21 protein-coding genes are annotated in these 25,099 nt (G+C 67.0%); 14 read left to right on the plus strand and 7 right to left on the minus strand.

Features of this window, described 5'->3' with window-relative positions; translation table 11 throughout:
- Positions 1–2: 2 nt before the first annotated feature.
- A complete protein-coding gene (locus tag D7316_RS12960; RefSeq protein ID WP_124708608.1) occupies positions 3–941 on the minus strand; it encodes a helix-turn-helix transcriptional regulator in 939 nt (312 codons plus the stop codon).
- Between the two features lie 89 nt (positions 942–1,030).
- Here D7316_RS12960 and D7316_RS12965 point away from each other — a divergent pair, with 89 nt between their 5' ends.
- From D7316_RS12965 to D7316_RS12980, 4 genes are all read left to right on the plus strand, one after another.
- Positions 1,031–1,630, plus strand: coding sequence for a TIGR03086 family metal-binding protein (locus D7316_RS12965; protein ID WP_124708609.1), 600 nt, complete (start codon positions 1,031–1,033; stop codon positions 1,628–1,630).
- Positions 1,631–1,872: 242 nt separating this feature from the next.
- The gene (locus D7316_RS12970) at positions 1,873–3,162 is read left to right on the plus strand and encodes an MFS transporter (RefSeq protein ID WP_124708610.1); all 1,290 of its coding nucleotides are present in this window, start codon (positions 1,873–1,875) and stop codon (positions 3,160–3,162) included.
- 121 nt (positions 3,163–3,283) lie between these two features.
- On the plus strand, positions 3,284–4,864 hold the full coding sequence (locus tag D7316_RS12975) for an LVIVD repeat-containing protein (protein WP_124708611.1): 1,581 nt from the start codon (positions 3,284–3,286) through the stop codon (positions 4,862–4,864).
- Positions 4,861–5,514, plus strand: a complete 654-nt coding sequence (locus D7316_RS12980; RefSeq protein ID WP_124708612.1) for a DUF305 domain-containing protein — start codon at positions 4,861–4,863, stop codon at positions 5,512–5,514. Before D7316_RS12975 ends, D7316_RS12980 begins: the two co-directional genes overlap by 4 nt.
- An 8-nt stretch (positions 5,515–5,522) precedes the next feature.
- On the opposite strand, the gene D7316_RS12985 is transcribed toward D7316_RS12980, so the two are convergent.
- Positions 5,523–6,398 (minus strand): alpha/beta hydrolase, encoded by an 876-nt coding sequence (locus tag D7316_RS12985; RefSeq protein WP_124708613.1) that lies wholly within the window; start codon positions 6,396–6,398, stop codon positions 5,523–5,525.
- Between the two features lie 323 nt (positions 6,399–6,721).
- On the opposite strand from D7316_RS12985, the gene D7316_RS12990 reads away from it, so the two are divergent.
- A complete protein-coding gene (locus tag D7316_RS12990; protein WP_232016893.1) occupies positions 6,722–8,062 on the plus strand; it encodes an acyltransferase in 1,341 nt (446 codons plus the stop codon).
- Here D7316_RS12990 and D7316_RS12995 read toward each other — a convergent pair.
- Complete coding sequence (locus D7316_RS12995) at positions 8,046–8,948, minus strand: SGNH/GDSL hydrolase family protein (protein WP_124708614.1); 903 nt, start codon at positions 8,946–8,948, stop codon at positions 8,046–8,048. The two genes, D7316_RS12990 and D7316_RS12995, sit on opposite strands and share 17 nt — an antisense overlap.
- A 62-nt stretch (positions 8,949–9,010) precedes the next feature.
- Positions 9,011–9,871 carry an enoyl-CoA hydratase-related protein gene (locus D7316_RS13000; RefSeq protein WP_124708615.1) on the minus strand — a complete coding sequence of 287 codons (861 nt, stop codon included), beginning with the start codon at positions 9,869–9,871 and terminating at the stop codon, positions 9,011–9,013.
- A gap of 130 nt (positions 9,872–10,001) precedes the next feature.
- Here D7316_RS13000 and D7316_RS13005 point away from each other — a divergent pair, with 130 nt between their 5' ends.
- Together D7316_RS13005 and D7316_RS13010 are read left to right on the plus strand one after the other, a co-directional pair.
- Positions 10,002–10,427, plus strand: coding sequence for a YciI family protein (locus D7316_RS13005; RefSeq protein WP_124708616.1), 426 nt, complete (start codon positions 10,002–10,004; stop codon positions 10,425–10,427).
- The gene (locus tag D7316_RS13010; RefSeq protein ID WP_197718235.1) at positions 10,424–11,656 is read left to right on the plus strand and encodes an RNA polymerase sigma factor; all 1,233 of its coding nucleotides are present in this window, start codon (positions 10,424–10,426) and stop codon (positions 11,654–11,656) included. The genes D7316_RS13005 and D7316_RS13010 overlap by 4 nt, the downstream gene beginning before the upstream one ends.
- Before the next feature lie 101 nt (positions 11,657–11,757).
- Here the strand turns inward: D7316_RS13010 and D7316_RS13015 are convergent, their stop codons facing one another.
- A complete protein-coding gene (locus D7316_RS13015) occupies positions 11,758–14,304 on the minus strand; it encodes an ATP-dependent Clp protease ATP-binding subunit (protein WP_124708617.1) in 2,547 nt (848 codons plus the stop codon).
- 240 nt (positions 14,305–14,544) lie between these two features.
- Positions 14,545–15,309, minus strand: a complete 765-nt coding sequence (locus D7316_RS13020; RefSeq protein WP_124708618.1) for a VOC family protein — start codon at positions 15,307–15,309, stop codon at positions 14,545–14,547.
- 88 nt (positions 15,310–15,397) lie between these two features.
- On the opposite strand from D7316_RS13020, the gene betT reads away from it, so the two are divergent.
- From betT to D7316_RS13040, 4 genes are read left to right on the plus strand one after another with little or no spacing between them, the layout of a single operon-like run.
- Positions 15,398–17,554: a choline BCCT transporter BetT gene (gene betT, locus D7316_RS13025; RefSeq protein WP_124708619.1), complete on the plus strand. Its 2,157-nt coding sequence runs from the start codon at positions 15,398–15,400 to the stop codon at positions 17,552–17,554.
- A complete protein-coding gene (locus D7316_RS13030) occupies positions 17,551–19,065 on the plus strand; it encodes an aldehyde dehydrogenase family protein (RefSeq protein ID WP_124708620.1) in 1,515 nt (504 codons plus the stop codon). The genes betT and D7316_RS13030 overlap by 4 nt, the downstream gene beginning before the upstream one ends.
- Positions 19,062–20,630, plus strand: coding sequence for a GMC family oxidoreductase (locus D7316_RS13035; protein ID WP_124708621.1), 1,569 nt, complete (start codon positions 19,062–19,064; stop codon positions 20,628–20,630). Before D7316_RS13030 ends, D7316_RS13035 begins: the two co-directional genes overlap by 4 nt.
- Positions 20,631–20,641: 11 nt before the next feature.
- A complete protein-coding gene (locus D7316_RS13040) occupies positions 20,642–21,547 on the plus strand; it encodes a DUF5996 family protein (protein WP_124708622.1) in 906 nt (301 codons plus the stop codon).
- Positions 21,548–21,562: 15 nt separating this feature from the next.
- Here the strand turns inward: D7316_RS13040 and D7316_RS13045 are convergent, their stop codons facing one another.
- Positions 21,563–22,165, minus strand: coding sequence for a TetR/AcrR family transcriptional regulator (locus D7316_RS13045; RefSeq protein ID WP_124708623.1), 603 nt, complete (start codon positions 22,163–22,165; stop codon positions 21,563–21,565).
- A 72-nt stretch (positions 22,166–22,237) separates the two neighbouring features.
- Between D7316_RS13045 and D7316_RS13050 the strand changes: the two genes are divergently transcribed.
- The 3 genes from D7316_RS13050 to D7316_RS13060 all read left to right on the plus strand — a co-directional run bounded on the left by D7316_RS13050 (position 22,238) and on the right by D7316_RS13060 (position 25,099).
- Positions 22,238–23,092, plus strand: coding sequence for an alpha/beta fold hydrolase (locus tag D7316_RS13050; RefSeq protein WP_124708624.1), 855 nt, complete (start codon positions 22,238–22,240; stop codon positions 23,090–23,092).
- A gap of 109 nt (positions 23,093–23,201) precedes the next feature.
- Positions 23,202–23,756: an RNA polymerase sigma factor gene (locus tag D7316_RS13055; protein ID WP_232016894.1), complete on the plus strand. Its 555-nt coding sequence runs from the start codon at positions 23,202–23,204 to the stop codon at positions 23,754–23,756.
- Positions 23,753–25,099: a VOC family protein gene (locus tag D7316_RS13060; RefSeq protein ID WP_124708625.1), complete on the plus strand. Its 1,347-nt coding sequence runs from the start codon at positions 23,753–23,755 to the stop codon at positions 25,097–25,099. The genes D7316_RS13055 and D7316_RS13060 overlap by 4 nt, the downstream gene beginning before the upstream one ends.

Genomic DNA, 25,099 nt, shown 5'->3' on the forward strand with positions numbered 1-25,099 from the left:
ATTCACTCGATTCTCTGACCAACTGTCACCGCTCGAATGCGGTCGTGCAGTTGTTCGCGAAGTGATTCCGGTTCGACGATGTCGAACATCGACTCGAGGTAACCCGCCCACAACACGCGCGTCGCGTGATTCCGGTCGGCGAACCTCAGGTCCACGCGAACGCCAGTCCCGGTACCGACGCTTCGGAGAACCTCGGCGAACGCCGAGACCTTCTCCACGTCTGTTGCAGCACAGTCGATCACCACGTCGACCGGCTCGAAGGACGACCGGAACGCGTCACGGTGGCGCTGCCACACCTCCTCGAGGTCCACGACGGACTCACGCTGCGCCGGGTCGTCGAGCACCACCACCTCCGACATCCGCGACACGCGATACATCCGCTCCACTCCCTCCGAGTACGCCACCAGATACCAGGTGTCACCGGCCACGATCAGACCAATCGGGTCCAGCACGCGCGCATTCGGGGGGCCGCCGCCCCGCCGCTCGTACCGCAGACGCACACGACTGCCTTCGACCACCGCCTGCTGGACCGGCGCCAACGCCTCGAGCTGCTGCGGCGGACGCACGAAACCCTCCGGCCGCACCAGGATCCGCTGACTCGCCTCGGCCACGCCACCGCGATGCATCTCCGGCAACGACGCCGCCAGTTTGCGCTTCGCGCTCGCCGCGGCCGCCGAGTCGATGCGGCCGCCTCCCGACAACAGTGCTATCGCCTCCGGGAGTGTCAAGCCCGACAGGTCTGTCCGATAGCCGCTGACCAGCGCGAATCCGCCGTTGCGGCCGCGTTCGGAGTAGACCGGCACTCCCGACAGCGACAGGGCCTCGATGTCGCGGAGGATCGTCCGCTCGGAGACCTCCAGTTCGACCGCGAGTTCGGTGGCGGTCATCTGCCCCTTCGAGCGCAGCAGCATCAACACCGACAACAGACGTTCCGCGCGCATGCCCCGATCTTCTCAGGAAAACATGACAGAAGATGTCATGTTTTCGCGATTGACTGGTGAACACCAGCCCGACAAGCAAAGGAATCGCGATGACCACCAACCAGCCCGCCGATCCCCGTCCCGCCTACGCCGTCGCCACCGAGTGGGTCACCGGCCTGCTCGCCGGGGTCACCGACGATCAGCTCAGCTCCCCGACCCCGTGCGAGGAGTTCGACGTCCGGACCCTCGCCGCGCATCTCACCGCCACCGCCCAGCGCGCCGTCGTCCTGGGTGAAGGCGGCGACGCGCTGGCGGTGCCGGTGGTCGCCGAGACCCACGACGCCGATTCCTATGCCACTCTCGTCGGCCGTGCCGTCGAGGTCTGGTCCGACGATGCCAAGCTCGGCGCGATGGTGCGAGTGCCGTGGGGTGAGGTGCCGGGCGCGGGCGCGCTCTGGGGTTATGTGAGCGAGACGTTCGTGCACGGCTGGGACCTCGCGGTGGCCACCGGACAATCCGCCGAGGCCGATCCCGATGTCGTCGGGCCCGTGCTGGCCGTCGCTCAGCAGTTCATCCCGGCGGAGATTCGCGGAGATGAGCAGGTTCCGTTCGGTCCGGTCGTCGAGCCGCGGCCGCAGGCCGGGGCCACCGAGCGGCTCGCCAACTGGACCGGGCGCGATGCCGCGGCGTGGGTGGGCTCGGGGGTGTGAGGGGTTCGTGTGTGTGGGGGGGTCTCGATACACCTCCTCGGCTGGCGCCTCGTCGGCACTCGACCAGCGGTAGGGACGTCTCGTCGGCACTCGACCAGCAGTAAGCGGCCCTCGTCGGCACTCGACCAGCAGTGGGGACGTCTCGTCGGCACTACTCGATGACACATCGGGTCACAAGGGTTGCGCCCAGCTCGGTGACCGGATCCGCGGGGTGATCCGCGCGCGGCATACGATGAATCACGATGACCGAAGACCGAATGCCCGACGCCTACGAGCCGGGTACTCGGCAATCGGAGACCCCACCGCCACCTCGCACCGGCGCATTCGCATCGCTCGCGAACCCGAACTACCGGCTGTACTTCTTCGGTCAGGCCTTGTCACTCGTCGGCACCTGGATGCAGGCCACCGCGCAGGCGTGGCTCGTCCTGACCCTGAGCGGATCGGCCTCGATCCTCGGTCTCATCGTCGCACTCCAAGCCCTGCCGGTTCTGCTGCTCGGTCCGTACGCGGGTGTGATCGCCGACCGGGTCGACCGCCGACGGCTGATGATCGCACTGCAGACCGTGATGGGTGTGCTGGCCGCGGTGCTCGCGGTGCTGACCATCGGCGGGTGGGTGCAGATCTGGCATGTCGCCGTCCTGGCACTGCTGCTCGGACTCAACAACGCATTCGAGAATCCCGCACGGCAGGCATTCATCCATCAGATCGTCGGCGAGTCACTGATCCGCAATGCCGTCACGCTGAACTCGGTGATGGTCAACGCGGCGCGCGCGGTCGGCCCCGGCGTGGCCGGCGTGCTGCTGGCCGCGGTGGGCGCCGGATGGTGTTTCGCCATCAACGCCGGCAGCTTCGTGGCGGTGGTCGTCTCGCTCATCGCGATGAACCTCGCCACGATCGAGCACGAGGAACCCGTGCAGAGGGCCAAAGGCCAACTGCGTGAGGGCCTTCGCTATGTGGCCGGCCTGCCGACCCTGTGGATTCCGCTGGTCATGATGGCTCTCGTCGGCACCCTGGCCTACGAGTTCCAGGTGTCGCTGCCGGCTGCGGCGAAGGAGACTTTCGACGGTGGGCCACAGGCGCTGGGTTTCATGACCTCGGCGATGGGCGTCGGCGCGGTGGTCGGCGGCCTGCTGGTCGCCGCGCGCGGGACCACGGGACTGCGTCCGCTCACCATCGCGGCCGCGGGGTTCGGTGTGACGATCGCGATCACCGCCGTCGCGCCGACGTTGCCGGTGGCGATCGGCGCGCTGTTCTTGGTCGGGTGGCTGAGTGTGTCGTTCATGTCCACCGGCAACGCGACCCTGCAGCTGAATGCCGAGCCGCGCATGCGCGGGCGGGTGATGGCGTTGTGGTCCGTGTCGTTCATGGGGTCGACGCCGATCGGCGGGCCGATCATCGGCGCGATCAGTGAATCGGCAGGTGCTCGGGTCGGATTGGCCGTGGGTGCGGCCGCCTGTTTCGTGGCGGCCGGTCTCGGTGTGGGGATGTGGCGGCACCGACGCAACGCGGCGCCGCGAATGACCATGCAATAGCGTCGCGCGGGCCGCGTCGTTCCTCCGACCGAACGGAGATTGGTCAAACGACCGAGATGGGCCGTCACGAGCGTCTAGGGTGATCGCCACACACGTGGTCGGTCGATTCATGGGGGCTGAGATGTCGGACCGCTCTTTGTTCATTCGTACGTTCACGGGCAGGTCACGCCGAAGGCACACTCTGCCCGTCGCCCTTCTGGTCGTCGCCACTGTAACGATCTCGGTACTCGGAACCGGAGCGGCGACGGCAGCAACCCACTACTTCCCCGACATCTCGGAGAAGTCGGTGGCGAAAGCGCGGTGCGGACCCGGGTCGCTGCCCGAGCGCGGACTACAGGGCGAAGTCAGCGCCGAAGATCGCAACTCCGGTCGTAGCACGCGCGGCTACCGATGCAACATGACCGCGCTCGGCGGCGTTCGAGGCGCCGGTGGCGGCATCGTGTCGGCCAACTACGACCACTGCAGCTACACCGGCAGCCTCTTCCCCGGCAACAACTTCGTGAAGCAGCCCGGGGTACAGGTCGTCGACGTCTCGAATCCGCATCGGCCCACCGTGGTCGGCTCCCTCACCGATCCGGCCATGCGAGGCGGCACCTGGGAGACGCTCAAGGTCAACCGGGAACGCAAACTGTTGGCGGCGACCGCGGTTCCGTTGCTCTGGGGCGGAGGGTTCTTCGCCGTGTACGACATCTCCGATTGTGAGCATCCGAAGCTGCTCAACGCGCGAGGCCCCGGGATCGCCACACCACTGCCCTTCACCTCACACGAGGGCGGCTTCTCACCCGACGGGCGCACGTACTGGGCGTCGGGACTCTCGCCAGGTCATCTCTCGGCGATCGACATCTCGAACCCCGCACAGCCCCGGGTGATCTGGCAGGGCCTGCACAGCTTCCTCGGTCACGGTTTCGGCATCTCCCCGGACGGCAACCGGATGTACCTGTCGAACATGGCCGGTGTCACGGTTCTCGACATCAGCGCGGTGCAACGCCGTGCCCCCTATCCCCAGGTTCCACATCTGGCGGCGTACCTGTGGCCGGACGGACAGCTCAACCAGCATTCGATCCCGATCACCTACCGCAACCGGCCGCACATCCTGACCGCCGATGAGGGCGGCTCCGGCGGAGTGAAGATCTTCGACGTCACGAGGGTCAACCGACCAAAGTACGTCGCGCAGATCAAACTCGAGATCAACCTGCCCGACAACCTCGACCGCAACCTGCGCTCGTCGATGGGCGGCTCGGTGTTCAGCAGCAATCCTCACTACTGCGCCGTTGATCGGCCGGAGAATCCGACCGCCCTGGCCTGCTCCTGGGAGTCGTCCGGCATCCGCGTGTTCGACATCCGCGACTTCTCCGACATCCGCGAGATCGCCTACTTCAATCCGCCCGCCCGCACACGCGCCACGGTGGTCGAGGCCCCCAACTCGCCGCATGTGCTCGCATCGATCATGGGCGTCCCGGCGGTCGAATTCCTCAGTCTCGGAATGTCGATCGCGAACGGCAAGGTTCAGCTGAACGACATGATCGGCCCGCGTACCGGGATGGTCGTCGGCGGTGACACCTCCACCGACTGGTGCCTCTCCCCGCCCGAGTTCCGAGGCAACGAGATCTGGGCGACCTGCGCGGACGGCGGCTTCTACGCGCTGCAGCTCAGCCCGGGCACGTACACGCCGCCGGCCGACCAGGAGACGACGATCGGATGAGTGGACGACTCCGATTGGCCGGCGCGCTCGGCGTGGCCCTGCTGATGCTCTCGATCGGGGTGGTCGTCGGTGTGGTGTGGCAGACCTCTCGCGCCGATGACCCGCATCGACCGAGCGTCACCGACATCGGCTTCGCCCAGGACATGTCCGCCCACCATGACCAGGCGATCCTGATGGCCAACAGTCTGTCTCGGACCGTCGCGCCCGAGATCACCGGGCTGGCCGACCGGATCGTCGTGGCGCAGACCGCGGAGACCGCGACGATGCGGGGGTGGCTGACCTGGTTCGGGTCACCGGTGACCTCGGACCATCCGATGTCGTGGATGAGCACGGCCGGCGGGCACGACCACCCCGGCGGATCGCCGCAGCGATCGACGCCCGACACTGCTCCGATGCCCGGGATGGCCAGCATCGACGAGTTGGGCAGATTGTCGGTTGCGCAGGGCCGCGCCGCGGAGATCCTGTTCCTGCAGTTGATGATCCGACACCACCAAGGTGGGCTGGAGATGGCGACGGCGGCCTACAACGATCCGCGGACGAGCACGACCACCAAGCAGTTCGCGATGACGATGATCGGCGACCAGGGCGACGAGATCGGGCAGATGACGCTGCTGCTCCACGCCCGGAACTCCCGGCCCCTGCCGGCCTGAGCCGATCGTCAGGGCGTCGACGTCACCTTCGCGTCGATCCACTCGATGAGGTCGCGTCGCACCTCGTCACGATTGGTCTCGTTGAGGATCTCGTGCCGCGCGCCGGGATAGACCTTCAGCGTCACATCGGTCAGGCCGCCGGACCGATAGTGATCGACGAGGAGATCGCTCAAGGCCAGTCCACCGTTGACCGGGTCGAGATCACCGACCGCGATCAGCACCGGCAACGACGATGCCATCGCGCCGACCCGATCCGGGTCGGCCACCGGACGTGCCCGAACGAACATGTCCTTGCCCGACGCGGCATCGAGACCGAAGCCGCACAGCGGATCGGCGACGTACGCATCGACGATGGCGTCGTCGCGGGTGAGCCAGTCGTACTCGGTCCGGGCGGGTTCGAACGGGGCATTGAATCCGGAGAGGTCGATCTCGGCGTCGAGATCGAGCGCGGGTTCGAGGCCGTCGAGCGCGGCGGTGCCACTGAGTACCACGGCGTCGACCGCCGTACTGTTGTCGAGCAGAAACTGCTGCGCGGCAAACGATCCCATGCTATGGGCGATCACCGCAACTGGTCGTTCGGGCTGCTCGGAGCGGGCGTGGTCGAGGACGGCGCCGATGTCGGCGACGAGGCTCTGCCACCCACCCGGGCCCAGGTCTCCGGGTTCGCGGTCGGGCAGGGTGGACTCGCCGTGGCCGCGGTGGTCATAGGCATAGACCGCGAACCCCGCATCAGCGAGCGCCTCCGCCGTCTCCACATAGCGTCGCGAGTGTTCACCCATCCCGTGGACGAGGAGGACCGTTGCCCGCGCCGGGCCGTCGGGCAGCCATCGGCGTCCGGCGAGTCGGGTCCCGTCCGCTGCGGTCACGGTGAAGGTATCGGCCATGTGATCACTCCCTGTACACCGGCGCCGACCCCGTTGTCGACACCTCAGGATCGACGGTAGCGGAACTCGGATTCGGACATGGGCGGTTGCGTGGGTGCGCCCCGGCGTCGACCGCGACGACAGACGAACGGGACACAGCGCATCCTCATGCTGCATTCACAGCTTCGGGGAGTAGCCTCACCGCGAGCGCGGCGGACCGTTCGACGGGACACGCGCACCGAGGATCGGGAGGGGCCGAAATCGTTACGCAGCAAGGGACATCGACCTCCGCTCCGCCGCAACCTCCGAAACCCGGCGAAACAGACGGCGTCTCACCGCAACCTGTGGCCGACATCACGGCCAGTCCGGCCTCGCGGCGCGACAAGCATTTGTATCAGGTCGATTTCGTCCGATTGGTGACCTTTGCGTCGGTCATCCTCGATCACGTGATCCTGGGCGTGGCGTCGGGCACCGACGTCGCCGCCGGTGGACTCGGCCTCCTGCTGCGCTACACGCGCTACTCGTTCTTCGCGCTCACCGGATTCGTCCTCACCTACCAATATCGAGATCGTGAGCTGCGGCCCCTGACCTTCTGGCGGCGGCGCTACAAACTCATCGGACTGCCGTTCGTGGTGTGGAGTCTCTTCTACTGGATCTACGGTCGTTACCGCGTCGGCGGTGTGTCCGGGTTGCGCGATCTGGTGGATTCGCCGCAATCGATCATGTTGTCACTCAGGAGCATCGGCTACGACCTGATCACCGGTAACGCCTGGTACCACCTCTACTTCCTGTCTGTGAGCATGCAGATATACGCCGTGTTCCCACTGATCTTGTGGGTACTCCGCAGAACATGGGGCTACCACCGGTATCTGCTGCTGGTGAGCTACGCCGCACAGACGACGTTGCTGTACTTCATGGTTCGGCCCACGCCGTCGTTCTTCACCCACGGCCCGCAGCACGCGCTCTGGTCACATCTCGTCGCGACGATCTTCCCGTATCAGTTCTTCATCCTGTCGGGCTGTGTTGCGGCCATGCACTATCCGGCATTCCAGCGATTCATGCTCCGGTGGCGGTGGCCCGTCGTCGGGGCGGCCGTGGTGGCGATCGCGCTGACGCTGGCGTATTACCTGCACGAGACCCAGATGGGTGAATCCGTATTCCGCGCCACCAACGTCTTCATGGTGCACAACTCGTTCGCCTACATCGCGATCATCGCGATGCTGTACTGCCTGGGTACGGTGTGGCAGAACCGGCGTACACCGGGTTCGGTTGCGGACAATGTGATGCGGACGGCCGCGGATCGTTCGTTCGGCATCTACCTCGCGCATGCGCTGGCGTTGAGCGAACTGATGCCCGTCGTCGCCGAGCATCGGGATGCGCCGACATGGCCGCTGATCGGTGTCGCCTATGTGGGCACGGTCGCGCTGACCATCTTCATCGTCGAGGTGTTGCGCCGCAGCCCCATCAGCCTCATCACCACCGGTCGTAGCACCATCGACTGGCGCGCACAGAACGCCGGGCGCTCGCTGGCGGTCGGTGTGGCCGCGATCGCCGTGGGCGTTGCCCTGCGAGTGGCGTTCGGGACCTTGGTCGGCGATCTCATCGTCGCGACCGGCGCACTGCTCCTCGTCTCCGCCGGCCTGGTGACGGCCAAGCAGCGACGAGCAGCTAGCGCAGCGCTCTGAGCACCAGCTGCGCGACCGCGGTCTTCCCGGCCGGCGTCGGATGGTAGACCGCGCCGCCCTCGAATCCGTAGACCCACGGCTGCGACGAACACACCCCGTGTGCAGCACCGGATTTCGATGCTGTGACCAGCTGCGCACCGGTGGCCTGGGCGGCCCGCGAGGTGGCATCGGTGAGGCCGTCGAAGACTCGCCTGGTCTGGGCGATCTCCGACGGGGAGAGGGGCAACGCGGCACATGTCGTCGAGGACGTGCCGACGATCGGTAGGTAGTCGACCAGCACGATCCGTGCGTGTGGTGCTCGAGCCCGCACGGCTTCGACCGCCCGGATGATCCTCCGCTCCACCCTCTGATATGCGGCGGGGGTCGGCTCGGGTGCGACCGTGCGTCCACCGGAACACACCCGGTCCGTGATCGCGTCACCCGCGGACCGAAGCTTGTGCCGGCAGCTCAACGCGGTCACGCGACCGACGTAATCGAGGTCGTTGCCGCCGGTGGTGATGGTGACGAGGTCGGCGCCGGGGGGAATCGCGGCGACCTGCGGACGGCGCGCCATCGGCCGTTGCGCCCTGTCCACGATGTCCGGGGTGGTGGCACCCGAGCAGGAGGCGTCGATCAGGCGCATGCCCCGGGCGGTGGCCACTTGATGCGGATAGTTGTCGTCGGTCCGAAAGCACGGCGGGCGGACTCCCGACGACAGGTCGGGTCCAGCTGCATACGAACTACCCAGTGCCACATAGGTCGTCGGTGCGCGTTCGGGTCCGGCTGCGGCGGCCTTGCCGGGCGGGCTGACCGTCTCGGTGATCGCGGTGCCAGGGATCACGACAGCGGCCACGGCGGCAGCGGACGCCGCTATGGTGACCACGCGGGTGAAGAGCTCACGCCTCATGACGCCCAGTGTCACATAGCGTCGCCGACCGCCCCGATACGGCTCGGTCGGCGAGACCTGCGTCAGAAGATGTCCGGAAGATCCGTCGAGACGCGGTCGGTGAACGTCGCGGGACGCTTCTCCAGGAACGACGTCACACCCTCGGCGACGTCGGCCATCGTCCCGCGATAGAAGATGGCCTTGGAATCGGCCTCGTGCGCCACCCACGGACTCGGCGCCCCGGCCATGCGCCACAGCAGCTGTCGGGTCAGGGCCACCGACACGGGCGCCGTCGTCGACGTCAGATCCCGAGCGACCTCGATCGCCGTCGACAGCACCTCGTCCTTCGGCACGACCTGCTGGATCAGCCCACGCTCGTGCGCCTCGGCGACGGGCACCATCTTCGCCCCCATCGCCCACTGCAAGGCCGTCGGCAGCCCGACCAGCTTCGGCAGGAACCACGACGACGCGGCCTCCGGCACGAGCCCCCGCTGCGCGAAGACGAAACCGAACTTCGCATCCTCCGACGCGATCCGGACATCGGCGGGCAGCGTCATGGTGACACCCACACCGGCGGCCGCACCGTTGATCGCCATCACCACCGGCTTGAGTGACGCGAAGATCCGCAGCGTGACCTGTCCGCCCATGTCCCGCGGAACCTCGCCGGGTTCCTGCTGGTCGAGCTCGAAGGTGGTCGCACCCCCGCCGAGGTCGGCTCCGGCGCAGAAGGCCCGGCCGGTCCCGGTGATCACGATGGCACGGATCGAGTCGTCGGCGTCGGTCTCGTCGAACACGGCCTGGATCTCCTCGCCCATCTGGTGGGTGAAGGCGTTCAGCCTGTCGGGGCGATTCAATCGGATGATCGCGATCTCGCCGTCACGCTCGACGATCACGGAGGCAGATTCGGCTGCGTCCAGGCCGGTTTCTGTCGATTCTGATGTCATCGGGAGATCGTAGCGTCCGGTATTCGCGCCGTTGAAAAATTAGTCTGGAATCCGTGTCGATCTGTCGTGCTCCCGTTCGACGCAGGGGTAGAGGACGCCGAACCCGGCGTTCCGAGAGAAGGAGAAGACGATGAAATACATGCTGATCATGCGCGCCACCGAGGAAGCCGTCGCCGCATCTGCCGACATCGATTTCACCGAGATCATCAACGCGATGGGGCGGTTCAACGAGGAGATGATCAACGCGGGCGTCCTGCTCGCGGGCGAAGGCCTCAGTGACCCGTCGGAGGGCTTTGTGGTGACCTTCACCGCCGACGAGGATCCCCTGGTCACCGACGGCCCGTACGGCGAGATCCACGAACTGTTCAACGGATTCTGGATTCTGCAGGTCGCCGGCCGTGCGGAGGCCGTCGAGTGGGCCAAGAAGGCACCGCTCGGTCCCGGCGCCAAGCTCGAGGTCCGACGGGTCACCGACGAGTCCGACTTCGAGGACTTCGCCGACAACGAGTACATCCAGAAGGAGAAGGTCTGGCGCCAGGAGGCCGAGACCAAGTGAGCGACACCGACATCCGGCGGTCCGTCGATGCGGTGTGGCGCATCGAGGGCAGCCGGATCGTCGCGTCGCTCGCCCGCGTCGTCGGGGACGTCGGCCTGGCCGAGGACCTGGCGCAAGAAGCCGTCGCCGAGGCGCTGGAGACCTGGCCGCGCTCGGGTGTCCCCCGCAACGCGGGCGCCTGGCTGACGGCGGTCGCCAAACGTCGTGCCATCGACGGCTGGCGACGGCAGGAACGCCTCGACGATCGATACCAGGCCATCGCCCGCGACCTGGGCACGGTCACCGAGGAGGAATGGGAACCGGTCCGCGACGACGTGCTCAAACTGGTGTTCGCCGCATGCCATCCCGTCCTGAACCGGGAATCTCAGGTCGCGTTGACCCTGCGCGTGGTCGGCGGGCTGAGCACCGAGGAACTCGCCCGGCTGTTCTTGACCACGGTGCCGACTGTCCAACAGCGGATCGTCCGGGCGAAGAAGACATTGTCGGCGGCTCGGGTGCCCTACGAGGTGCCCGAGCCGGCGGAATGGCCGGCCCGCCTCAATGGCGTACTCGGTGTCATCTATCTGATCTTCACGGAGGGCTATTCCGCGACGGCCGGCGAAACCTGGATGCGCCGTGAACTGGCCGATGAGGCACTACGCCTGGGCCGCATACTCGCCACGCTCACACCGCGCGAGCCCGAGGTCCACGGGTTGGTCGCGCTGATGGAACTCCAGGCGTCCCGCTTTGGTGCGCGCCTCGGCGCGAACGGCCGTCCGGTGCTGTTGGCCGACCAGGACCGGCGCCGCTGGGATCGGGGCCAGATCGCTCGTGGCACAGCGGCACTCGAGCGAAGCGACGGCCTCGGCAAGGGGCGCGGACCGTACGCGTTGCAGGCGGCCATCGCCGCCTGCCACACGGATGCGAGCGACGTGGACTCGACCGACTGGCCACAGATCGTCGTGCTCTACGAAGCACTGGAACAGTTGACGCGCAACCCGGTGGTCACCCTCAACAAAGTGGTGGCCATCTCCATGGCGTCGGGGCCCGAACAGGCGCTGACTCTGCTCGACGTCGAGGTGGACGAGAAGAAGCTCGCAGGCTCGCACCTGCTGCCGAGCGTGCGCGGTGAACTGCTCAGCCGACTCGGTCGCGTCGACGAGGCGCGCGGTGAACTCGAGCGCGCCCGCGACCTCAGTACCAACGGTGACCAGAGGCGCGTGCTGGAGGAGAAGATCGCGGGTCTGTGACCTGATCAGGCGGGCCGGAAGCGCGCCCCGGACACAAACGACAAACGGGCCGCCGCGACACTGTGTCGCGACGGCCCGCCCGTATTCGGTTGTCTGCTCGGCTAGCTCGCCTCGCCCTTGCTGTCGCCGGCCTTGGTCAGCTCGGCAGGAGCGTCGGGCACCTCACGCGGCTTGTCGGAACCGGTGAACACGAACTTGGCATCTTCGCCGTCGTCTTCGCCGTCCCAGCCCTCGACGTCGACCAGAATGATCTGGCCTGCGCCGATCTCGTTGAACAGGATCTTCTCCGAGAGCTGGTCCTCGATCTCGCGCTGGATGGTCCGGCGCAGCGGTCGGGCGCCGAGCACGGGATCGAACCCACGCTTGGCCAACAGCGCCTTGGCCTGGTCGGTCAGCTCGATCGCCATGTCCTTGTTCTTCAACTGCGTCTCCACACGATTGATCATCAGATCGACCATCTGGATGATCTCGTCGCGCGTCAGCTGATGGAACACGATGACGTCGTCGATGCGGTTGAGGAACTCGGGGCGGAAGTGCTTCTTCAGCTCGTCGTTGACCTTCTGCTTCATCCGCTCGTACTGCGAACCGTCGCTGCCGCCCTGGGTGAAGCCCAGTCCGACAGCCTTCGAGATGTCACCGGTACCGAGGTTCGAGGTGAAGATCAGCACGGTGTTCTTGAAGTCGACCGTACGGCCCTGACCGTCGGTGAGACGGCCGTCCTCGAGCACCTGCAACAGGGTGTTGTAGATCTCCGAGTGAGCCTTCTCGATCTCGTCGAACAGCACCACCGAGAACGGCTTGCGGCGCACCTTCTCGGTGAGCTGGCCGCCCTCTTCGTACCCGACGTAGCCGGGAGGGGCACCGAACAGACGCGACGCGGTGAAGCGGTCGTGGAACTCGCCCATGTCGATCTGGATGAGCGCGTCGTCCTCGCCGAACAGGAAGTTCGCGAGCGCCTTGGAGAGCTCGGTCTTACCGACGCCGGACGGGCCGGCGAAGATGAACGAGCCCGACGGACGCTTCGGATCCTTCAGACCTGCGCGGGTACGACGGATCGCCTTGGAGACGGCCTTGACGGCATCCTCCTGGCCGATGATCCGCTTGTGCAGCTCGTCCTCCATGCGGAGCAGACGGGTGGTCTCCTCCTCGGTGAGCTTGAACACCGGGATACCGGTCCAGTTACCGAGGACCTCGGCGATCTGCTCGTCGTCGACCTCGGCCACGACGTCCATATCACCACTGCGCCATTGCTTCTCACGCTCGGCCCGCTCGGCGACGAGCTGCTTCTCCTTGTCGCGGAGGTTGGCCGCCTTCTCGAAGTCCTGCGCGTCGATCGCGGACTCCTTCTCCTTGCGGGCATCGGCGATGCGATCGTCGAACTCGCGGAGATCTGGCGGAGCGGTCATCCGGCGGATGCGCATACGCGCCCCCGCCTCGTCGATGAGGTCGATCGCCTTGTCCGGCAGGAACCGGTCGTTGATGTAGCGGTCGGCCAGCGTCGCCGCCGCCACCAGCGCACCATCGGTGATGGACACCCGGTGGTGGCTCTCGTAGCGGTCGCGCAGCCCCTTGAGGATCTCGATGGTGTGCTCGACGGACGGCTCACCGACCTGGACCGGCTGGAACCGGCGCTCGAGTGCGGCATCCTTCTCGATGTACTTGCGGTACTCGTCGAGGGTGGTGGCGCCGATGGTCTGCAACTCGCCGCGGGCCAGCTTCGGCTTGAGGATCGACGCGGCGTCGATCGCGCCCTCGGCGGCTCCCGCGCCGACCAGCGTGTGCAGCTCGTCGATGAACAGGATGATGTCGCCGCGGGTGTTGATCTCCTTGAGGACCTTCTTCAGGCGTTCCTCGAAGTCACCGCGGTAGCGGCTACCGGCGACCAGCGAACCGAGGTCGAGGGTGTAGAGCTGCTTGTCCTTGAGCGTCTCGGGCACCTGGCCGTTGACGATGGCCTGCGCGAGGCCCTCCACCACGGCGGTCTTGCCGACGCCCGGCTCGCCGATGAGCACCGGGTTGTTCTTGGTGCGGCGGGACAGCACCTGCATGACCCGCTCGATCTCCTTCTCGCGACCGATGACCGGGTCGAGTTTGCCCTCGCCCGCGGCAGCGGTCAGGTTGCGACCGAACTGGTCGAGCACGAGCGAGGTCGACGGGGTGCCGGCCTCGGTGCTGCGACCGCCGGTGCCCGCCTCCTGCGGCTCCTTGCCCTGGTAGCCGGACAGCAGCTGGATGACCTGCTGACGGACCCGGTTCAGGTCGGCGCCCAGCTTGACCAGCACCTGGGCGGCCACGCCCTCACCCTCACGGATGAGGCCGAGGAGGATGTGCTCGGTGCCGATGTAGTTGTGGCCGAGCTGCAGGGCCTCACGCAGCGAGAGCTCGAGGACCTTCTTGGCACGCGGGGTGAAGGGGATGTGCCCCGACGGCGCCTGCTGGCCCTGGCCGATGATCTCCTCGACCTGGCTGCGGACACCCTCGAGCGAGATCCCGAGGGACTCGAGCGCCTTGGCCGCAACGCCCTCACCCTCATGGATGAGGCCGAGGAGGATGTGCTCGGTGCCGATGTAGTTGTGGTTGAGCATCCGCGCTTCTTCTTGCGCCAGGACGACGACGCGACGTGCGCGGTCGGTGAACCGTTCGAACATTGTTCTCCCTCGTTAGCTAGCGCCCCGGCCGTCCATGACGACAACCACAGCGACAACAACTGCAGCGGTGTCCGTAGAGATGACGACCAGCCTGCCTCCACTCTAGTGGTCGCTTGGAGTGCAGCTACAGTTAACGTCGGTCGGAAACTGAATTCCGTGGTTGCCACGGCGGGGATCTGTGCAGTACAACCGCGCACGTGGGCGGCATGTTCCACCCAGGCTACGCCGATAGCGAACGCGTCATTTCGAGTGCACGGAGATGACATTTCCGGACGGATCGGTGAACCAGGCGATATCCGGGCCGTTCCCGTCGCCGCTCCCATCGCCACGCGCGATTGCCCGATCGTCCTGATCGAAGCCGTCGTACCGCAGGAACTCCACGCCCCTGGCAGCCAGGTCGTCGATCGTCTTTTCGAGATCGTCGACCGGGATGTTGAGCATCGTGTAGCCGGCGGGCCGATGGTCGGGCTTCGGGTACGCCAGCACGGTGGTCTGACGGTTGATCCGGATCCCGAGCACTCCCATGGCAAAGCGCAGCACCCGCATGCCGAGGACATCGCGGTAGAACTCCGTGGTGACGTCGAGATCGCGGACCGCGAAACCGCTGTAGGCGGAGGTCGGATTGCTCATCTCGGCCTCGAACTCGTCGGAGATGCGCAGGATCTGCAGGAAGTTTCCGTCGGGGTCCTTGACGCAACCGAAGAAGCTGCCGTCGCGGTCGGCGAGCGGACTCACCCATTCGGCACCGAGTTCATCCAGCCGCGCCGCCGTCGCGACCGGGTCGTCGACCTCGACGTTGAGGATCGCACGGGCACCGCCCGGATTGGGCCCGGAGACGTCGTCGCGCTTGTCGAACATGATGTAGAAGCCGTCGAGATTCAGGACCGGATAGCCGGAACCGTCATCGGTCGGCACGGGCGCCTCGAACACGGACGCGTACCAGCGGCCGAGCCGACCCGGGTCGTCGCTGGACAGGAGCATTGAGCCGATCGTTGCAGTTGCCATACAGAGGACGACCCGATGACCCGCCGGAAGTCATCGCCGTCCTCGGCATCCGACGAAATTTCGGACATCCCCCGGTAATCTGCGTCACATGAGTGATGACGCTCGGCCTCACCAGAACAGCACCGACGACATCACCGGCACCTCCGGTGCCCCCCATCCCGAAGCGGGCCGCAGCTCGGTCAATGTCGCGGTCTTCGTGACGTCCGCAACGATCGTTCTCGCCTTCGCGATCTGGGCCCTGGTCTCTCCGGACACGGCCGACAGTGTCATCAACGACGTCCGCGAGTTCATCTCCCGGTGGTTCGGCTGGTGGTATTTCATTCTCGCGACCGGAATCGTGGGCGTCGTCATCTTCCTGGGGGCCAGCAAGTACGGCCGATACCGGCTCGGCCCCGAGGAATCCCGGCCCGAGTACAGCCTGTTCACCTGGACCGCCATGCTCTTCGCGGCCGGAATCGGCATCGACCTCATGTTCTTCTCGGTCGCCGAACCCGTCACCCACTTCCTCAATCCGCCCGTCGGGCCGGCCGAGACCAACGCCGCCGCCCGCGAGGCGGTCACCTGGACGGTGTTCCACTACGGCGTCACCGGGTGGGCGATGTACGCCCTCATGGGCGGCGCCCTGGCCTACTTCGCGTTCCGCCACAACCTGCCGCTGACCATCCGGGCTGCGCTGTACCCGATCTTCGGGAAGAGGGTCGAGGGGCGCTGGGGTGATGCCATCGACGTCGCCGCGGTCCTCGGGACCATCTTCGGGATCGCGACGTCTCTGGGCATCGGTGTGGTCCAGCTGAACTACGGACTGAACGAGATCTTCGGGATCTCCCAGGGCAAAGCCGCCCAGATCGGTTTGATCGTGCTGTCGGTGATCATCGCCACCGCGTCGGCGACGTCGGGCGTCGACAAGGGCATCCGGCGCCTGTCCGAGTTGAACGTGATCCTCGCGATCATCCTGCTCGTCTACATCCTCGTGGCGGGTAAGACCGACTTCCTGCTCAACGGCCTCACCCAGAACGCGGGAGACTACGTGTCCACGTTCGCGGACCGCACGCTCGACACCTTCGCGTGGGATCAGGTCAATCCGACTCCGGGCAACGACGCCCGCGGATTCGTCGACGGCTGGACGCTGTTCTTCTGGGCGTGGTGGGTGGCGTGGGCGCCGTTCGTCGGCCTGTTCCTCGCAAGGATCTCCCGCGGACGCACGATGCGCCAGTTCATCTTCGGCGTCCTGGTCGTTCCGTTCAGCTTCATCCTGCTGTGGATCTCGATCTTCGGGAACAGCGCACTCGAGGTGGCGCGCGGCGACCAGGACTTCGCCGAGACCACCGCGTCGACCCCGGAAGCCGGCTTCTACTCGCTGCTCGAGCAGTATCCCGGCTCCACGCTGCTCATCGGGATCGCGACCATCACCGGCCTGCTGTTCTACGTGACCAGTGCCGACTCCGGTTCCCTCGTGATGGGCAATTTCACCTCGCGACTACCGGATCCGATGGCCGACTGCGCGAAGTCGGTGCGCATCTTCTGGTCCGTGGCGATCGGACTTCTCACGCTGTCGATGCTGTTCGCCGGCGGCGGCGACGGGTCGATCCTCACGTTGCAGGCCGCGACGGTGATCATGGGACTGCCGTTCTCGTTCGTGCTCGGCCTCATCTGCATCTCGCTGCTGAGAGCGGTCCGCAACGAGGCGTACAAGACGGACAGTTATCGGACCACGCTGCCCAAGGCGATCGCCGCGGGACGGGGCTCCTCAGAACACGGCAGTTGGCGACAGCGCCTCGTCGGGACGTTGCGCTACCCCGGCCCGTCGGCGACGCGGAAGTTCGTCACGGGTTCGATCCTGCCCGCGATGCGGGAGGTCGCCGATCAGTTCGAGCGGGAGGGCATCTCGGCAACGGTCGACGACTCGGCGGTCAGCGAAGGACTGCCGTCGCCGCGGCTCATCGTCGAACTGGCGCACGAACCGCGCTTCGAGTACTGCGTGTGGCCGGTATCGGCGCCGACGCCCACGTATGCGGTGCTCTCGCAGCGCTCCGACGACCGCTATTTCCGCTGCGAGGTGTACCTCACCGAGGGCTCACAGGGCTATTCGCTCAACGGCTACAACCGTGAACAGGTGATCGGCGACATCCTCGACCAATACGAACGCCACCTCGGATACCTGCATCTGCGGCGGGCGGCGACCGACCACGGACCCGATACCGTGGTGGATGCCCCCGACCCCGAACCCGAAGGGACCCCCGCATGAGCGACACGCTCTTCATCGACGGCGTTTGGCGCGCGGCGGCTTCCGGGGCAACGCGTGAGATCCGTTGCCCTGCAGATGGATCTCTGGTCGGTGTGGTCGCCGAGGCGGGGCCTGCGGATACCGAGGCGGCCATCGCCGCAGCGCGAGCAGCCTTCGACGACGGCCCGTGGCGGCAGACCGGCGCGGCCGAACGGGGCGATCTGCTGTTGCGCGTCGCCACCGAGATCGACACGCGCCGCGAAGAATTCGTGCGTGCGGAGACCCTCGACACGGGCAAGCGGCCGTACGAGTCCGACCTCGACATGACCGACATCGCCAACTGCTTCCGCTATTTCGGCAAGCTGGCCGCCGACGACGCGGGCCGTGTCGTCGATGCCGGATCACCGGATGTCGACTCCCGGATCGTCTACGAGCCGGTCGGGGTGTGCGGCCTGATCACACCGTGGAACTATCCGCTCCTGCAAGCGGCGTGGAAGATCGCGCCCGCCCTCGCCGCCGGCAACACGTTCGTCCTCAAACCCGCCGAACTCACCCCGCACACGTCGATCCTGATCATGCGGGTCCTCGACGATCTCGGGCTGCCGTCCGGAGTGGCGAACCTGGTACTCGGCGCGGGCGCCGATGCGGGCGCGCCCCTCTCGGCCCACCCCGACGTCGACCTCGTGTCGTTCACCGGCGGATTGGCCACCGGCAGGATCATCGCGGGCGAGGCCGCCGCGACGGTGAAGAAGGTCGCACTCGAACTCGGTGGCAAGAACCCGAACGTGATCTTCGCCGACGCCTGCGACACCGACGATCGGCTCGCTGCCTCCGTCGACAACGCACTGAACGCCGCGTTCCTGCACTCCGGTCAGGTGTGTTCGGCCGGAGCACGTCTCGTCATCGAGGAATCAGCGCATGATCGCTTCGTCGATGAGCTCGTCCGCAGGGCGGAACAGATTCGGCTCGGCCGTCCGTTCGACGAGGGCACCGAGACCGGGCCGTTGATCTCGTCGGCACACCGCGACAAGGTGCACGCATATGTCGAGCAGGCCCGCGCCGAGGGGGCCGTGATCCGAACCGGCGGAGCGTTCGGCACCGGCGATCACGGTTCCGGGAGCCTCGACGACGGCTGGTTCTACCTGCCGACGGTCATCGACGGCGCACGCCGGACGATGGCGTGCGTGCACGACGAGGCCTTCGGGCCAACGGTCACCGTCGAGACGTTCGCCGACGAGGCCGAGGCCGTCGCCATCGCGAACGACACCGAGTACGGGCTCGCGGGTGCGGTCTGGTCCTCCGACGCGGCACGTGCCCGTCGCATCGCCGCACGACTGCGGCACGGCACCGTGTGGGTCAACGACTTCGGACCCTATCTGCCACAGGCGGAATGGGGAGGGTTCGGCCGGTCCGGAGTCGGTCGGGAACTGGGACCGTCGGGCCTTGCCGAATATCGGGAGCCCAAGCATGTCTACGAGAACCTCCGGCCGGGAGTCACCGACTGGTTCACGGACCGAGGAGGAAACCGATGACCGACACCTACGACTACGTCGTCGTCGGCGGCGGCTCGGCCGGCGCAGCGGTCGCGTCACGACTCTCCGAGAATCCCGCTGTCACGGTCTGTCTCATCGAAGCCGGGCCGTCCGACGTCGGCGACGACGCCATCCTGCAGCTCGATCGGTGGATGGAACTCCTCGAGTCCGGGTACGACTGGGATTATCCGATCGAGCCGCAGGAGAACGGCAACGACTTCATGCGGCATGCCCGGGCGAAGGTGCTCGGCGGGTGCAGCTCGCACAACAGCTGCATCGCGTTCTGGGCGCCGCGTGAAGACCTCGACTCGTGGGAGCGGGACTTCGGTTGCACCGGTTGGGGGTCCGACTCGGTGTACCGGCTGTACCCGCAGATAGAGACCAACGACGCCCCCGGCGATCACCACGGGCGCAGTGGCCCGGTGCACATCATGACCGTTCCGCCCGACGACCCGTGCGGCGTGGCCCTGCTCGACGCGTGTGAGGCCGTCGGTATCCCGCGCGTCGACTTCAACAGCGGGACGACGGTGACCAACGGCGCCAACTTCTTCCAGATCAACCGTCGACCCGACGGCGTGCGCGCGTCATCGTCGGTCAGCTACCTGCATCCGAATCTCGACCGCGCGAACCTCACGGTCCGCACCGGGGCATGGGCCAAGCGAATCGTCGTCGAACAAGCCGATGGCGCTCTGCGCGCCGTCGGTGTCGACATCACCGACAACGCCTTCGGCCGCACCACCACCGTGCGCGCCTCCCGCGAGGTGATCGTGTCCGCGGGTGCCATCGACAGCCCGAAGCTGCTGATGCTGTCCGGAATCGGGCCGACCGTCCATCTACGCGAGCACGGGATCGACGTCCTGGTCGACTCACCGGGCGTCGGCGCGAACCTGCAGGATCACCCGGAGGGCGTGATCGGCTTCGAGACGACACGACCGATGATCGCCGAATCCACCCAGTGGTGGGAGGCCGGGATCTTCACCACCACGGTCGACGGACTGGATCGTCCCGACCTGATGATGCATTACGGCAGTGTGCCGTTCGACATGCACACGCTGCGGCAGGGCTATCCGACCAGTGAGAGCACCTTCTGCCTCACCCCGAATGTGACGCACGCCCGCTCACGCGGGACGGTCCGGCTGCGCTCCCGTGACTTCCGCGACAAACCGCGGGTCGATCCCCGGTACTTCACCGACCCCGACGGCCACGACATGCGCGTGATGATCACCGGCATCCGTAAGGCCCGTGAGATAGCCGCGGCCGCACCGCTGGCCGATTGGGTTGCCCGCGAGCTGTATCCGGGGCCGGACGCGACGTCGGACGACGAGCTGGCCGACTACATCCGCCGCACCCACAACACCGTCTACCACCCGGTCGGCACCGTCCGGATGGGACCGACCGATGACGCGATGTCGCCGCTCGATCCGGAACTCCGGGTGAAGGGCATCGACCGGCTGCGCGTCGCCGACGCATCGGTTTTCCCGGCACACACGACAGTGAACCCGAACATCACCGTCATGCTCGTCGGCGAGCGATGCGCCGAACTCGTTGCCGCAGAGGGACCGTGATGTCGCGTCCGATGCCTCCGCCCGACTCCGCGTGGCCGCGAATCCCCGTCGCCGACTGGTCGGCGACCCGCGACACCCTGCAGCTGATGACACAGGTCGTCGGCAAGATCCGGATGGCCCACACACCGGTCATGAGCCACTGGTGGAACGTCGTCCTGCATGTGTCGAGTCGTGGCCTCACCACCGGACTCATCCCGTACGGTAGTCGGGGCTTCACGATGGAGTTCGACTTCATCGAGCCCCGCCTGGTGGTCACCACGACCACGGGCGAGAGCCGCTCGATCCCGTTGCGGGAACGTCCGATCGCCGACTTCTATCGCGACGTCATGGCCACGCTCGACGACCTGGATCTCCGGACGGACATCTGGACGATGCCGGTCGAGATACCCGACGCCATCCCGTTCGACGTCGATCACGAGCACAGCGCCTACGACGCCGACGCCGCACATCGGTTCTGGCTTGCCCTGGTACAGATGAACCGCGTCTTCGACGAGTTCCGATCGCGCTATGTCGGCAAGGTGAGTCCGTCTCATTTCTTCTGGGGCGCCTGCGATCTCGCTGTCACGCGATTCTCCGGACGACCGGCTCCGAAGCATCCCGGCGGTGCGCCGAACTGCGGTCCCCACGTGATGTGGGAGGCGTACTCGCACGAGGTCAGCAGTGCCGGCTACTGGCCCGGCCCGGACGGAGAGGGCAGCTTCTACTCGTACGCCTATCCCGAACCCGACGGGTTCCGATCGGCCCGGGTGGGTCCCGACGCCGCGTCGTTCGACGAGTCGCTCGGTGAGTTCCTGTTGCCGTACACGGCCGTTCGCGAGGCCGCCGACCCTGATGCCGCGCTTCTCGAGTTCCTGGAGAGCACCTACGTGGCCGCCGCCGACGCCGGGGGCTGGGATCGGTCCGCACTCGAACGGTGAGTCGGGACCGGCGACTCACCCGACGAACGAGTCGATGATCCGGTCGAGGACGACGAGCACTTCGGCGGTGGCGGCATCCTTGTCGTCGGCGGCCGACACGTAGAGCGCAGACTCGTCGAGCGCCCCGATCGCCACGTGCGCGATCGGGCGCACCGGCTGATCCGCCATCTGCCCGACCGCGATCGCCGCAGCGAGGATGCCCTCGATGAGGGCGAAGCCGAACTCCTCGCCGCGGGCCCGCCACTCACTCCAACCGAGCACCGACGGTGCGTCGACCAGCGAGATCTGGTGGACGGCCGGGTCGGTGACCCGTTCGAGGAAGACACGGACGCCGGCCTTGAGGGCGGCGATCGGATCGGCGAGTGCGAGCTCTCCGACCCGTTCGGCGACCTCGGCGGTGATGTCCTGCTCGACCTGGTCGTAGACAGCGGTGAAAAGACCCTTCTTGTCGTCGAATTGGTGATAGAGCGCGCCGCGCGTCACCCCGGCGGCATCGACGATGGTCTGCGTCCCGACGGCGGCGTAGCCGTGCTCACCGAACAGGGCCCGGCCCGCACCGATGAGCGCGGAACGGGTCGCGGCGGTCCGTTCCGCCTGGGTGCGACGATTGACTTTCATACAGGTTGCACGTAACTTTCATACCAAGTGTTCGTAAGTTCACGATCAGCCTAGTCGAAAGGCACCGAAGCCATGACCGCGACGATCACGACCATCGACCTCCCCTCCGGCACCATCGAGTACGCGACCTATGGGCCGGAGGACTCCGCCCATCCGCCGGTCGTCTTCGTCCACGGCGTCGCGGTCGACCATCGTCTGTGGCAACCGGTCGCCGAACTGCTGGCCGACGCCGGATACCGGTGTTATGCACCGACACTTCCCTTGGGATCGCATCGCATCCCGTGGGGATCGCAGGCCGACCGCAGCCCGCGGGGCGCGGCGACACTCGTGCGCGAGTTCGTCGCGGAGCGCAATCTCTCCGACGCGACCCTGGTGGCCAACGACACCGGCGGCGCCGTCACCCAGTTCGCCCTCGACGCCGATCCCGACTTCGTCCGGGCGCTCGTCTTCACCAACTGCGACGCCTTCGACCTGTTCCCGCCGCAGCCGTTCCGGTTCGTGTTCGCGCTGTTGCGTCAGCGAGCCCTGCTCAAGCCGCTGATCGAATCCATGCGCTTGCGCGTCCTGCGCCATTCGCCGCTCGGCGTCGGTCTGCTGCTCGCCCATCCCGACCCCGACCTCACCTGGTCGGTGTTCCAGCCGCTGCGCACCGACGCGCGGATCCGTGACGACCTCATCGCCTTCCTGCAGAAGATCGATCGCGCCGACCTCGCCGCGGTCACGCCCCGGATGTCGCGGGTGACACTCCCGGTGACGATGGTCTGGGGTTCGGACGACCGTTGCTTCACCCCCGAGCACGGGCGTCGGTTCGCCGCGGTCTTCGGCGACTCGCGCTTCATCGACGTGCCCGGCGCGCGCACCTTCGTCTCGCTGGACGAGCCGGCCGCGGTCGCCGACGCGATCGTGGCCACGTCGGCGCGGGTCTGACCCTTCGTGGCCACAGGTGCCGCTCCCGTAACCGGGCCGTCCGGGAATCCGATCGAGAAATTCTGCGATAGGGCGTCGGATTGTGGGCTCGGCGACCGACGATGAAGGTGTGAGCGGCGAACAGCAGGGCCCGCCCGGCGGCGGAGCACCGGCATTGCTGGCGGTGTACGACGATGCACTACCCGCGGTGTACGGCTACCTGCTGCGCCGATGTTCGGATCGGCGGGTCGCCGAGGATCTCACCTCGGAGACCTTCCTGGCCGCGATGGACACCGTGCGCCGCGACGATGACGCCCGACCGACGACGCCCTGGCTGATCGGGGTCGCCCGGCACAAACTGGCCGATCACTGGCGGACCATGCAGCGGACGCCCGAACCGGTGGCGGAACTCCCCGAGTCGGTCGACGACGACTGGGAGGTCCACCTCGATCGCATGGTCGCGCACTACACGCTCGGCAGGCTGTCGCCGACACACCGCGCGGTGTTGACCCTGCGGTATGTCGACGACCTGCCGGTCGGTGACTGCGCCGCCGTCCTCGACCGCACCATCGGCGCGACCGAGGCGCTGCTCACCCGGGCCAAGCGGGCCTTTCGTGCCGCCTATCCGGATTCCGAATCCCGGCCCGGCCAACCCCATCACACCCGGGGAGGAGGTCACGCATGAGCGAGCACAACAGCACCGAGAATCGCGGGCGCGCAACGCCATCCGATCCGCTGGTCGTCCTGCGGGCCACCGATACCCCGGGCTGGACCGAACCCGTCGCACCCGACGCCGAATTCGCCCGCACCCTGCGGGACCGACTCGAGCGCGGGGCGACCCTCCCTCAAGGAGTTGTCATGAGCACTGCGAGCACCCTCGACACCACCGCCGCCACCGCCGTCGGAACCGAACCGACCGTCGAACGTCCCGGCGCACTCCCCTATCTCACCGTCGCCGACGGGCGCGCCGCCATCGACTGGTACGTCGCCAACCTCGGCGCTCGCCTGCGCGGTGAACCGATCGTCATGGACGACGGCCGCATCGGGCACGCCGAACTCGAGATCGGTGGCGGTGTCATCTATCTCGCCGCGGAGTTCGAGGACATGGGGCTGCGTGCACCACGGCCCGGGCAGGTCTCGGTCAGTCTGATGCTGCCCGTCGACGACACCGACGTGGCGGTCGCGGCCGCCGAGCGCGGCGGCGCGTCGGTGACCCGAGAACCGTACGAGGGCTATGGGAACCGGACCGGCACGATCGTCGATCCGTTCGGGCACCGATGGATGCTGACCGGGCCGTCGAAGAGCGGCGCAGCGATCGACGATCGCATCCACGCGGGCGACATCGTCTACATGTCGCTACAGACCCCCGATGCCGGACGTGCCGCCCGCTTCTACGGCGCCGTGCTCGGCTGGGACTACGATCCGGAAATCCGGCAGGTCACCAATCTCGGTCACCGCCTGGGTATCTCAGATGCGGGTGGGTACGGGTCCGGCACGCTCTACTGCGTCTTTGCGGTCGACGACTTCGAGACCGCGCGGGACTCGATCGTCGCCGCGGGCGGGCGGGCCACCGAGGTGACCGAGGTGTCCAGCGATGGGACTCAGGTGCTCGACGCCGTCGACGACCAGGGCATCGCCTTCTCGGTGCATGTCGCCACCCGCGGTGAGACGCGTCCCGATCAGCATCCGCGCGGGGTGGGCGAGATGTCCTACCTGACGGTGCACACCGCCGACAGCTCTCGTTACCGTGCCTTCTACGGGGCGGTGCTGGGCTGGACGTTCCACGGCGGCCGCATCGACGACGGATGGGAGGTCGACGATGTCCGGCCGCAGGTCGGTATCGCCGGCGGGGCCGACGCGCCGACGGCCGTCCCGATGTGGAATGTCGCCGACATGGATGCGGCCGTCGAGCGGGTCGTCGCGTCCGGCGGCCGGATCCTCACCGAACCCGACAGCCAGGCGTATGGCGTGATGGCCCTGTGTGCCGACGATCAGGGCACCGAGTTCTATCTGGGCCAGCTCTTCTGA

The organism is Gordonia insulae (assembly GCF_003855095.1).
Classification (GTDB): domain Bacteria; phylum Actinomycetota; class Actinomycetes; order Mycobacteriales; family Mycobacteriaceae; genus Gordonia; species Gordonia insulae.

Bases quoted from the DNA above. Each gene is read 5' to 3' on its own strand.
- D7316_RS12960 (WP_124708608.1), bottom strand. From the start codon at position 941: ATGCGCGCGGAACGTCTGTTGTCGGTGTTGATGCTGCTGCGCTCGAAG.
- D7316_RS12965 (WP_124708609.1), top strand. From the start codon at position 1,031: ATGACCACCAACCAGCCCGCCGATCCCCGTCCCGCCTACGCCGTCGCC.
- D7316_RS12970 (WP_124708610.1), top strand. From the start codon at position 1,873: ATGACCGAAGACCGAATGCCCGACGCCTACGAGCCGGGTACTCGGCAA.
- D7316_RS12975 (WP_124708611.1), top strand. From the start codon at position 3,284: ATGTCGGACCGCTCTTTGTTCATTCGTACGTTCACGGGCAGGTCACGC.
- D7316_RS12980 (WP_124708612.1), top strand. From the start codon at position 4,861: ATGAGTGGACGACTCCGATTGGCCGGCGCGCTCGGCGTGGCCCTGCTG.
- D7316_RS12985 (WP_124708613.1), bottom strand. From the start codon at position 6,398: ATGGCCGATACCTTCACCGTGACCGCAGCGGACGGGACCCGACTCGCC.
- D7316_RS12995 (WP_124708614.1), bottom strand. From the start codon at position 8,948: ATGAGGCGTGAGCTCTTCACCCGCGTGGTCACCATAGCGGCGTCCGCT.
- D7316_RS13000 (WP_124708615.1), bottom strand. From the start codon at position 9,871: ATGACATCAGAATCGACAGAAACCGGCCTGGACGCAGCCGAATCTGCC.
- D7316_RS13005 (WP_124708616.1), top strand. From the start codon at position 10,002: ATGAAATACATGCTGATCATGCGCGCCACCGAGGAAGCCGTCGCCGCA.
- D7316_RS13015 (WP_124708617.1), bottom strand. From the start codon at position 14,304: ATGTTCGAACGGTTCACCGACCGCGCACGTCGCGTCGTCGTCCTGGCG.
- D7316_RS13020 (WP_124708618.1), bottom strand. From the start codon at position 15,309: ATGGCAACTGCAACGATCGGCTCAATGCTCCTGTCCAGCGACGACCCG.
- betT (WP_124708619.1), top strand. From the start codon at position 15,398: ATGAGTGATGACGCTCGGCCTCACCAGAACAGCACCGACGACATCACC.
- D7316_RS13030 (WP_124708620.1), top strand. From the start codon at position 17,551: ATGAGCGACACGCTCTTCATCGACGGCGTTTGGCGCGCGGCGGCTTCC.
- D7316_RS13035 (WP_124708621.1), top strand. From the start codon at position 19,062: ATGACCGACACCTACGACTACGTCGTCGTCGGCGGCGGCTCGGCCGGC.
- D7316_RS13040 (WP_124708622.1), top strand. From the start codon at position 20,642: ATGCCTCCGCCCGACTCCGCGTGGCCGCGAATCCCCGTCGCCGACTGG.
- D7316_RS13045 (WP_124708623.1), bottom strand. From the start codon at position 22,165: ATGAAAGTCAATCGTCGCACCCAGGCGGAACGGACCGCCGCGACCCGT.
- D7316_RS13050 (WP_124708624.1), top strand. From the start codon at position 22,238: ATGACCGCGACGATCACGACCATCGACCTCCCCTCCGGCACCATCGAG.
- D7316_RS13060 (WP_124708625.1), top strand. From the start codon at position 23,753: ATGAGCGAGCACAACAGCACCGAGAATCGCGGGCGCGCAACGCCATCC.